This window comes from Streptomyces sp. 4F14 (genome assembly GCF_048159485.1).
Classification (GTDB): Bacteria; Actinomycetota; Actinomycetes; order Streptomycetales; family Streptomycetaceae; genus Streptomyces.
Genome location: NZ_JBLRVY010000149.1, coordinates 1 through 428 on the forward strand (window position 1 = coordinate 1; position 428 = coordinate 428).

General features: G+C 70.3%; 1 protein-coding gene. It reads left to right on the plus strand.

The window, feature by feature from the left end; genetic code table 11:
• Positions 1-13 precede the first annotated feature (13 nt).
• Positions 14-428, plus strand: a 415-nt coding sequence (locus ACLZOT_RS50060; protein ID WP_416975997.1) for a hypothetical protein, incomplete at its 3' end; no start/stop codon positions are given.

Consider the following 428-nt stretch of genomic DNA (forward strand, 5'->3'; position numbering starts at 1 on the left):
GCCCGGCGCGGACATGCTGGCGGACGCCAGGCAGAACCGCAGGGCTTTCGAGCGCCTCGTGGACGAGCCCTCGATTTCCTCGCGCTACGAGGAGACGCGTGCCGGGCGCTGGCTGCGGGAGAACGGCATGACGGCGCGCCAGGTGCTGGAGCGGCTGAGCCCTGCTCACTTCACCGCCTTCGTCGTTTACGCCGGTCTGGCGTACCCGATGATGAACGTGCTCCTCCGGTTCCCGTCCAGCGGCGCTCGCACCGCGCTGCGTGTCCAGGTCAAGGGGCTGATCGACGCACACCTCGATCCGTCGCAGAGCACACCGCCGCCCTTGACGCCCGTGTTGGGCGAGCACCCGGCCATCCGCGCACTGCTCGGCACCCCGCCCCGGGACATGACGCCCGAGGATCTGTCGCGGACCAGGAAGCGGCTGTACG